The organism is Dokdonia sp. Hel_I_53 (assembly GCF_007827465.1).
Classification (GTDB): domain Bacteria; phylum Bacteroidota; class Bacteroidia; order Flavobacteriales; family Flavobacteriaceae; genus Dokdonia.
The window spans coordinates 2,919,998-2,930,000 of sequence record NZ_VISL01000001.1 but is presented as its reverse complement, the minus strand read 5'-3'; the positions used below and the strand labels follow the sequence as shown (position 1 = coordinate 2,930,000).

At 38.8% G+C, this 10,003-nt stretch carries 4 protein-coding genes, 2 tRNA genes and 2 rRNA genes (1 of these 8 only partly in view); 1 reads left to right on the top strand and 7 read right to left on the bottom strand.

All coding sequences use genetic code 11. From position 1 onward, the window contains the following. The 5 genes from OD90_RS13070 to OD90_RS13050 all read right to left on the bottom strand — a co-directional run. Window positions 1-800: ribosomal RNA gene (locus OD90_RS13070) — 23S ribosomal RNA — on the bottom strand; it reaches 2,030 nt to the left of the window's first position. A 237-nt stretch (window positions 801-1,037) separates the two neighbouring features. Then, window positions 1,038-1,114, bottom strand: a tRNA-Ala gene (locus tag OD90_RS13065). 175 nt (window positions 1,115-1,289) lie between these two features. Beyond that, window positions 1,290-1,363 (bottom strand) — tRNA-Ile (locus OD90_RS13060). A gap of 211 nt (window positions 1,364-1,574) precedes the next feature. Next, window positions 1,575-3,098, bottom strand: a 16S ribosomal RNA gene (locus OD90_RS13055). The 16S and 23S rRNA genes sit together here with 2 tRNA genes alongside, the layout of an rRNA operon. A gap of 688 nt (window positions 3,099-3,786) precedes the next feature. Beyond that, complete coding sequence (locus OD90_RS13050; RefSeq protein ID WP_144669591.1) at window positions 3,787-4,461, bottom strand: DUF4294 domain-containing protein; 675 nt, start codon at window positions 4,459-4,461, stop codon at window positions 3,787-3,789. Window positions 4,462-4,568: 107 nt separating this feature from the next. Here OD90_RS13050 and OD90_RS13045 point away from each other — a divergent pair, with 107 nt between their 5' ends. Continuing rightward, window positions 4,569-5,657: a M42 family metallopeptidase gene (locus tag OD90_RS13045; protein ID WP_144669590.1), complete on the top strand. Its 1,089-nt coding sequence runs from the start codon at window positions 4,569-4,571 to the stop codon at window positions 5,655-5,657. A 90-nt stretch (window positions 5,658-5,747) separates the two neighbouring features. Here the strand turns inward: OD90_RS13045 and OD90_RS13040 are convergent, their stop codons facing one another. Then, entirely contained in the window at window positions 5,748-8,996 is a 3,249-nt protein-coding gene (locus OD90_RS13040; protein WP_144669589.1) for a S41 family peptidase, read from the bottom strand. A gap of 129 nt (window positions 8,997-9,125) precedes the next feature. Next, entirely contained in the window at window positions 9,126-9,965 is an 840-nt protein-coding gene (locus OD90_RS13035) for a 1,4-dihydroxy-2-naphthoyl-CoA synthase (protein ID WP_144669588.1), read from the bottom strand. Window positions 9,966-10,003 lie beyond the last annotated feature (38 nt).

Here is a 10,003-nt window from a genome sequence, read left to right as displayed (position 1 = left end):
CCTACCCACAGGTCATCCCAAGACTTTTCAACGTCAACGGGTTCGGTCCTCCACTTTGGGTTAACAAAGCTTCAACCTGCCCATGGGTAGATCACACGGTTTCGCGTCTACTCAAACTAACTATGGTCGCCCTATTCAGACTCGCTTTCGCTACGGCTCCAACTCTTAAAGTTTTAACCTTGCTAGTTAAAGTAACTCGTAGGCTCATTATGCAAAAGGCACGCCGTCAGTCCGAAGACCTCCGACCGCTTGTAAGCGTATGGTTTCAGGTTCTATTTCACTCCCTTATTCAGGGTTCTTTTCACCTTTCCCTCACGGTACTGGTTCACTATCGGTCTCTCAGGAGTATTTAGCCTTATGGGATGGTCCCCACAGATTCATACAGGGTTTCACGTGCCCCGCACTACTCAGGATACTACTATCTGTAACTGTCTTTACTTATACCGGGCTATCACCGTCTATGGCCACTCTTTCCAAAGTGTTCTAATTCATAAAGCACAAAATATCGTAGTCCTACAACCCCAGCAATGCCGTAACATTACTGGTTTGGGCTAATCCGCGTTCGCTCGCCACTACTAGCGGAATCACTTTTGTTTTCTTCTCCTCCGGGTACTTAGATGTTTCAGTTCTCCGGGTTTGCCTCCTTGCGGATACTATATCTTCAATATAGTGGGTTGCCCCATTCGGATATTTGCGGATCAATTCTTGTGTGCAGATCCCCGCAACTTTTCGCAGCTTATCACGTCCTTCATCGCCTCTGAGAGCCTAGGCATTCCCCATACGCCCTTAATTAGCTTATTGTACTTAATTGCTCTTTTAAGGGCTTATGTATAAAATACATAAACCTTTATATTATAATGAGTTATTCTTAATTCATATTAATTTGCGTATATAACTGCTAAAGCTATACACGACTTCTCGTATTCTTTAATTATTTCCCAATATGTCAATGAACGTCGCGAGTCGCGACAGACAATTAAAACTATCTGTGCTCTCACTCGCAATACGCTAGAGATAAAATATCTCCAGGTATTGCCTGGTGGAGAATATCGGAGTCGAACCGATGACCTCCTGCGTGCAAGGCAGGCGCTCTAGCCAGCTGAGCTAATCCCCCATTTCTATGAAATCAAGATGATGACATCAGATTTCGAATGACGAAGTAATGATTCTCAACTTCTAAAATTTCCTTCAAAATGTAATTTTTATGAACATTGCGATTTATATGCTTTCGCGAAAGCGGTATTCAATAATCAAACATACTCCTGAAAATATGTCTGGTCATTGACCAGTAGTCTCAGGCAGACTCGAACTGCCGACCTCTACATTATCAGTGTAGCGCTCTAACCAGCTGAGCTATGAGACTGTCTATAAGTCTATAGTCAATAAACAATAGTTACTAGTAAAAACTAATTACTAAAGTAAAACTACTATGTACTTATTAAATTATAATTAAATCGACAGCTATTGAAAACTAAAACCTATTACTGACCTTTCAGTATCGTAAGTCGCTTTGCTGTATACTCTTGATGTTTTACTAATAAATTAGTAAGCACAAGTGCAGGGACAAGCTCTAGAAAGGAGGTGTTCCAGCCGCACCTTCCGGTACGGCTACCTTGTTACGACTTAGCCCCAGTTACCAGTTTTACCCTAGGCCGCTCCTTGCGGTAACGGACTTCAGGTACCCCCAGCTTCCATGGCTTGACGGGCGGTGTGTACAAGGCCCGGGAACGTATTCACCGGATCATGGCTGATATCCGATTACTAGCGATTCCAGCTTCATGGAGTCGAGTTGCAGACTCCAATCCGAACTGAGATAGGGTTTATAGATTCGCTCCTGGTCGCCCAGTGGCTGCTCTCTGTCCCTACCATTGTAGCACGTGTGTGGCCCAGGACGTAAGGGCCGTGATGATTTGACGTCATCCCCACCTTCCTCACGGTTTGCACCGGCAGTCTGGCTAGAGTTCCCGACATTACTCGCTGGCAACTAACCACAGGGGTTGCGCTCGTTATAGGACTTAACCTGACACCTCACGGCACGAGCTGACGACAACCATGCAGCACCTTGTAATCTGTCCGAAGAAAAAGCCATCTCTGGCCCTGTCAGACTACATTTAAGCCCTGGTAAGGTTCCTCGCGTATCATCGAATTAAACCACATGCTCCACCGCTTGTGCGGGCCCCCGTCAATTCCTTTGAGTTTCATTCTTGCGAACGTACTCCCCAGGTGGGATACTTATCACTTTCGCTTAGTCACTCAGCCCGAAAGCCAAACAACTAGTATCCATCGTTTACGGCGTAGACTACCAGGGTATCTAATCCTGTTCGCTACCTACGCTTTCGTCCATCAGCGTCAATATATTGTTAGTGATCTGCCTTCGCAATCGGTATTCTATGTAATCTCTAAGCATTTCACCGCTACACTACATATTCTAACCACTTCACAATAATTCAAGACCTGCAGTATCAATGGCAATTCTATGGTTGAGCCACAGACTTTCACCACTGACTTACAAGCCCGCCTACGGACCCTTTAAACCCAATGATTCCGGATAACGCTTGCACCCTCCGTATTACCGCGGCTGCTGGCACGGAGTTAGCCGGTGCTTATTCTTATGGTACCGTCATCAGTATATACATATACCTTATTCTTCCCATATAAAAGTAGTTTACAACCCATAGGGCAGTCTTCCTACACGCGGCATGGCTGGATCAGAGTTGCCTCCATTGTCCAATATTCCTCACTGCTGCCTCCCGTAGGAGTCTGGTCCGTGTCTCAGTACCAGTGTGGGGGATCTCCCTCTCAGGACCCCTATCTATCGTAGTCTTGGTAAGCCGTTACCTTACCAACAAACTAATAGAACGCATAGTCATCTTATACCGCCGAAACTTTAAAGTATAAATGATGCCATAAATACTTACTATGGGGTATTAATCTTCGTTTCCAAAGGCTATTCCCCAGTATAAGGTAGATTCTATACGCGTTACGCACCCGTGCGCCGGTCGTCATCAAAGTGCAAGCACTTTATGTTACCCCTCGACTTGCATGTGTTAAGCCTGCCGCTAGCGTTCATCCTGAGCCAGGATCAAACTCTTCATCGTGTGTTTTTAATAATATTAAACTACTCACAATACAGAAATATCCGGTCAATAATAAACTTCTAGTTTTCAAATTCTTTGTAATAATACCCGAAAGTATTAATACGCGCTGTCAATTCAATAAATCAATGAACTTTTTTTAATCCTATTTCTATTCAAAACAAAACCAAAAAACTCTTTGTTAAATGCAAAGGAATCGAACCTTTCTTTTATACCATAACATTCTCTAAAAATACTCCTGAACTTCGCCTAGCTAACTACTGTTTTTCTAAGCGGGTGCAAATATACAACTTAAATTTATCCTGACAACTTTTTTAGAAAAAAAATTAAAGAAAATTTAAACCTCAACTCGCAAATCTTTTACTGAACTTATCTCCGAATATCTTACCCCTCAAAGCGGGCGCAAAACTACAACCCTTTTTTATATTCTAAAGCACTTTTTTAAAAAATATTTTAAAATAATTTATTCCAGTAAAAAACTCTCAATGAACTACCCGCTCTCGTTTAAACGGACGGCAAAGATACACACTTCTTTGTCCTAAACAAGAAAAATATTAAGAAAATTTAAGGATTTATTTTAGACGCTCTTAAATACACTTAAAATACAATACCACTACCCTATTATTGAGCAGATTATAGGTGGTGAAAATTTTCGCGGAAGCGGAGGAAAGTTTATAAATTTAAGAAGTTTTTAGTTTCCTTTCCACTTATTAGACAAATCAAAAAACTCAAAATCCAAAGCTGTTGGCTGTTTTTCAAGAATCCCAGACTGAAAAGATCTTTGTAAAATATCTTCGATTAAATAATCTTCTTGATTATTAACTGGGTCAAATTGTCTTTTGAGTGATAAATCAAAAGCACTGGCTGTTGTATTATACCAAAATGCTCTCCAACCACTTCGCAATCTCTTAATAAGGTCAAATGCCGTCTCTCCAGTTTGTCTATGTATGAGCTTAATGAGAATTTGACCTTCAGTCCTAGTAAGCTTCTTCAACTCTGCAGCAAACTCACCTTCTAGGTATTTATGTATTACTTTAGTATATTTCTTTTTCCCTCTTTTTGATTTAATAGAATCCAATCTATTGTTAAGAGTAGTTAATCTATCTGCTGCTAACTTTGCATACGGAAAGACTTTTCGAGTTTTTCTTCTCAAAATCAAATACCGTCTTCGAGCTTGTCTGTTATCAAATTTTAATTTTTTAAAAACAATAACCTCATTCAAATCTATCGAACTACGCGGGATCGTATCTCCTTCTATTACATAGTATTCTATATTAACATCTATAGAGTCCTCTGCTTGCTCCTGCCCAAAAAGCTTAGCACACCAGAAAATTACAATAATATGTATAAGAAGGAAGTTGCGCATTTTTTTTATTTCGCTTTAAGCTAAAACCGTTCCAAAATTAATTATTCCCTTATGATAACGTGCACTTCTTAATCTTAATATTATTATTTTTAAAAAAAATACATTTTATGGCTTCAAAAAGCATACTTACAGACGAGTCTATTAATTTTCTAGAAAAATATTTGAATAACGCATCACCTACAGGTTATGAATGGGGTGGGCAAAAACTATGGATGGAGTACCTCAAGCCCTATGTAGATGAGTTTATAACTGACACCTATGGAACGGCCGTGGCAGTAATTAACCCAGACGCACCTTATAAGGTTGTAATTGAGGGACACGCAGACGAAATTTCTTGGTACGTAAACTACATAGCCGATAATGGCTTGATCTACGTGGTACGTAATGGAGGAAGTGACCATCAAATTGCTCCGTCAAAAATCGTAGATGTTCATACCGCTGATGGGATTGTGAAAGGAGTTTTTGGATGGCCAGCTATACACACACGCAATAAAGCAAAAGAAGAAGCGCCAAAACCTGAGAACATTTTTATTGACATAGGCGCAAAAGATAAAGAGGAGGTTTTAAAAATGGGTGTGCATGTAGGCTGTGTAATCACTTATCCAGACACGTTTCATATTTTAAATGATGATAAATTTGTCTGTCGTGCTATTGATAATAGAGCGGGTGGTTTTATGATTGCTGAAGTTGCGCGTTTACTCCATGAGAATGGTAAAAAGCTACCTTTTGGATTATATATTACAAACTCTGTTCAAGAAGAAATAGGTTTGAGAGGTGCTCAAATGATCGCTGAACGTATTAAACCAAATATGGCAATTGTGACAGATGTTACTCACGATACTTCTACCCCTATGATTGACATGAAAAAGCAAGGACATGTTGAGCTTGGACTAGGACCAGTAGTGGCGTATGCTCCTGCGGTACAACAAAAATTGAGAGATCGTATTACTGAAACTGCAAATAAACATGAGATTCCATTCCAGCGTGCTGCATTATCACGCGCTACAGGAACAGACACAGATGCTTTTGCATATAGTGGGAGTGGTGTTGCCTCTGCTCTTATTTCATTGCCGTTGCGTTATATGCATACCACCGTCGAAATGATACATAAAGACGATATGGAAAACGTGATAAAGCTTATATATGAAACATTACTTACTATTGAGGATGGTGAAACTTTTAGCTATTTTGAATAAATAAGTTTTAAGTACAAATGAAAATCCAGTAGTCTATCACTTGACTACTGGATTTTTTTATGAGGTTACGCTTTCGCGAAAGCGTACTTATTATTTTACTTCCTGCAACAACTCGCGGATAGATCTGTCTAATTGTTGATCTATATTCTTATTTATCTTTCCAGGCATATTTTTTACTCTTATTTGAGGTTCTGTTTGGTTATTCTCCATCCAGTCTCCTTGTTTATCTTTTGCACTTACGGGTACCACACCCCAATAAGTACCATTAGGTAGAGATTCCCATCCTGCAAAACTACAGGTTCCAGGAACTGGCATACCTACAGTTTTTCCAATCTTAAGGTCTGTATAGCCAGATGCAAAACAGTGACCATCACTATACATACTTTCATTAAAAATGGCGAGTGTAGGTTTTGTCCATCTAGATGTAGGTTCTCCACCTACCACTTTTTCTTCAGTTTCATAGCTGATAAATGGTTCGCCAGTAAAAAACATAGCTAAATCTGCCACAAGGTCACCTCCTCCATTAAAACGAGTATCTACAATAATCCCTTTTCTTTCAAAGTACTTACCCATCATGTCTTTATAAATGCTACGATAAGGACCATCGCTCATACCAGGAATATGCACATAACCAAGCTGACCATTACTTTTTTCATTTACTTCATCCTCGTTTATCTTCACCCATCTCTTGTAAAGTAAGCGATTTTGTTGATTTTGAGTTATTGGCTTCATGGTAATTTGACTTGACTTTCCTGTTGTAGGATCTAATAATTCTAGAAGTGTAAATTTTCCCGCTGTTCTATTTAAAAGACTTGCATGGTCGCGATTCGTATCTATCGTTTTCCCATTAATACTCTTTATAATCATTCCAGACTTTACATTGAACTTTGATTTATCAAGTGGACCATCTTTTATAATTTCTGTAATTAATATACCATTACCATCATGTTTGTAATCAAAGAAAATTCCTAAAGCACCTGTCGCATCGGCGTTCTTAACATCATGACCCTTCCCGCCTGCTCCTGCATGAGAGACGTTGAGTTCTCCTAGCATTTCTGAAAGAACTTCGGCAAATTCGTGCGCATTTCCAACGTGTGGAATATACTTGCTGTACTCTTCTTTCATTAAATTCCAATCAATACCATGAAAATCTGGATGGTAAAAAATGGCATTGGTTCTTATCCAGACATGATCAAACATAGCCTGTCGCTCTGCTTGAGCATCAAACTCTAATTCAGAATTAATTTTTACGGCCTCCTTTTTATTACCCTTAAGGTCGATTTTAAAGATTTTACCATTACTCAAAAGGTATAGGTTTTCCATCTTACGATCCCACTGTAAGCTTCCTGACCTAGCTCCCAGTTTTATTGCCATTTTTGTTTCCTTTGTCCTTAGATTAGTGCTCCAGAGGTTGAGTTTATCTTCAAAACGGGCTAGATAGTATAAGGTTTTTGCATCCTTGGAGAGAACTGCATCACTTAGACTAGAAGAATGAATCGTCAATCGTTTAGTATAATCTTTCATACGATCCCAGTCAAAACTGAGTAGCGTATCTTTTACCTCTTCCTTATTCTTTTCTTTAGATTTCTTTTTTGAGCTTTTATCCTTTTCCTTTTCTCCGTCTTTCTTATTTTCTTGCGCAAGCTTTTCTATTTGCTCTTTCAATTCAAAATCTTCTTTTGATAAATTAAAATTATCCCAGACTTCTTGTGTAAAAAACATACTATAGACATCTAATTGAGACTGCCCGCTAGTTGCATATGACTTTAAGCCATGACGATTACTCATCCATAACATCTGTTTACCGCCATTAGTCCACTTTGGGTACACATCACGATAGCCACTTTCTGTTAGGTTAATTCTCTTAGAACCATCGGCTGCCATTAAAAGCACTTCACTATTGCTTAGTGATTTACTCCAGTCTACTAATAACCATTTACTATCGGGACTCCATGTATAATATTTATCTCCATCACTCATGTGAAAAAGATCTTTTGGAGTAAGCAATGCCTTATCCTCTCCAGAATTCATATCTCTTACTTTAAGCGTACGCCGATCTTCTATAAACGCCATCCTCTTGCCATCTGGAGCAAAATTTGGTAAGTAGTTGTCTTTGCCATTTTCTAAGACTGCTGTTTCTTTTACAAGAGTGGCTGCAAAAAAGAAAGGCTCCTCGTTGCTCACTATTTCAGATTTGTAAATACTCCAGTTTCCATTTCTCTCACTACTGTAAACGACAGATTTCCCTTCTGGTCCCCAAGTCACAAAACGTTCGGCTTCTGGTGTGTTTGTAATCCTTTTTGTAATTGAATTATCTACAGATGTCACAAAAACTTCTCCTCTTGCTATAAAGGCAATTTCTTTACCACTAGGCGATACTTCCATCTCTTTAATATCTCCATTAACAGAAATGTATTTATCGCTATTTGAAATTTCTTGTGTTGTAATATCAACATTAACCTTTTTTGGCTGCTCTCCTTCTTTCATAGTATAAAGCTCCCCATCGTAACCGTAAGAGAGAATACCGTTACCCATACTTAAAAAACGTACAGGGTGTAATGTGTAGTTTGTAATTTGCTTGCTTTTAGCTTTAAGCGAAAGGTCTTTCTTATGGATATTAAAAGAACCGCTTTCCTCACTGAGGTAATACATTCCTTTTTCATCTGCTGTGAAAATTGGTCTCCTATCTTCGCCATTGAAGGAAGTTATCATAGTATGCGTATCATTTACTACATCATATTGCCATATATCTCTAGTAATAGCAGACACATGATGTTTTCTCCAAATGTTTTCACCTCCCTTTTTATCATGATATAACATAGTCTTACCATCTTTAGAAAAATCTACATATTCAACCGGTAACGTTGTGAACTGATCAACTTTACCTCCTGTAACTGGAACCGAGTATAACTCAGGTTGAGAAGTTGTAGGGTATTGCCTATGATGCACATCATCCATACGTGCTGCTCCGAAATAAACCATACGATCATCTGGTGAGAATGAAAATGGCCTTTCTATTGCAGAGTGATAAGTAAGCCTCGTAGCCGTACCACCATTTGATGACATTACAAATACATCAAAATTGCCATATCGATCTGACATGAATGCCAGTTTTGAACCGTCGTGACTCCAAACCACTTCATAATCATGTGCTTGATGGAAAGTGAGCTGTATAGCAGTACCACCTGATGTAGGTACTTTGTAAATATCACCTTTGTAAGTAAATGCTATTTCTGTTCCATCTGGAGAAATACGGCTATGCCTAAGCCATTGCGGATTTTCTTGTGCAAATACTGCAGATAGCATAAAGAGACATAGAAAAGAGAAATAATATTTCATAAATAAATTGAATTTTGAAGTCTAAAAATAAACAACTCACTTATAAAAGAACATGAATTTACGGTAAGAAAAAAGCTTGCTCTAATACAAGAACAAGCTTTTTTAAAATTTTATAAATTATATAAAGTTTTATGGAATCCATTTTTTATCAAAATTAGGCGCGCGCTTTTCTAAAAAAGCATTACGCCCTTCCACCGCCTCATCTGTCATATAAGCAAGTCTCGTGGCTTCACCTGCAAAAACTTGTTGCCCTACCATACCATCATCTGTAAGATTCATAGCAAACTTGAGCATCTTAATTGATATAGGTGATTTAGCTAAAATTTCTTGCGCCCACTCGTAAGCAGTAGCCTCTAATTCAGCATGTGGGATCACGGCATTTACCATTCCCATCTCGTATGCTTCTTGAGCAGAATAATTCCTGCCTAAGAAAAAAATTTCTCTCGCCTTTTTCTGCCCTACCATTTTCGCCAGATAAGCTGATCCGTAACCTCCGTCAAACGAAGTTACATCTGCATCCGTTTGTTTAAAAATTGCATGCTCCTTACTGGCTAAAGTAAGGTCGCAAACCACGTGTAAACTATGACCACCGCCTACTGCCCAACCAGGAACCACAGCAATTACTGCCTTAGGCATAAATCTGATAAGACGTTGTACTTCTAAAATGTTAAGCCTATGGTAACCATCTTCACCTACATATCCCTCTTTTCCTCTAGCTTTTTGATCTCCTCCAGAACAAAAACTGTATACACCATCTTTTGTAGAAGGACCTTCGGCAGATAATAATACCACTCCTATAGAGGTGTCTTCATTTGCATCATAAAATGCATCGTATAATTCCTTTGTAGTATTAGGTCTAAAAGCATTACGTACATCTGGTCTGTTAAATGCAATCCGCGCTACTCCGTTACTTTTTTTGTAAGTAATGTCTTTATATTCTTTTGCTACTTTCCACTCTGGCTGTTCCATTGTATAATCTTAAATCTTTTAATCTCACTTAAATTTTA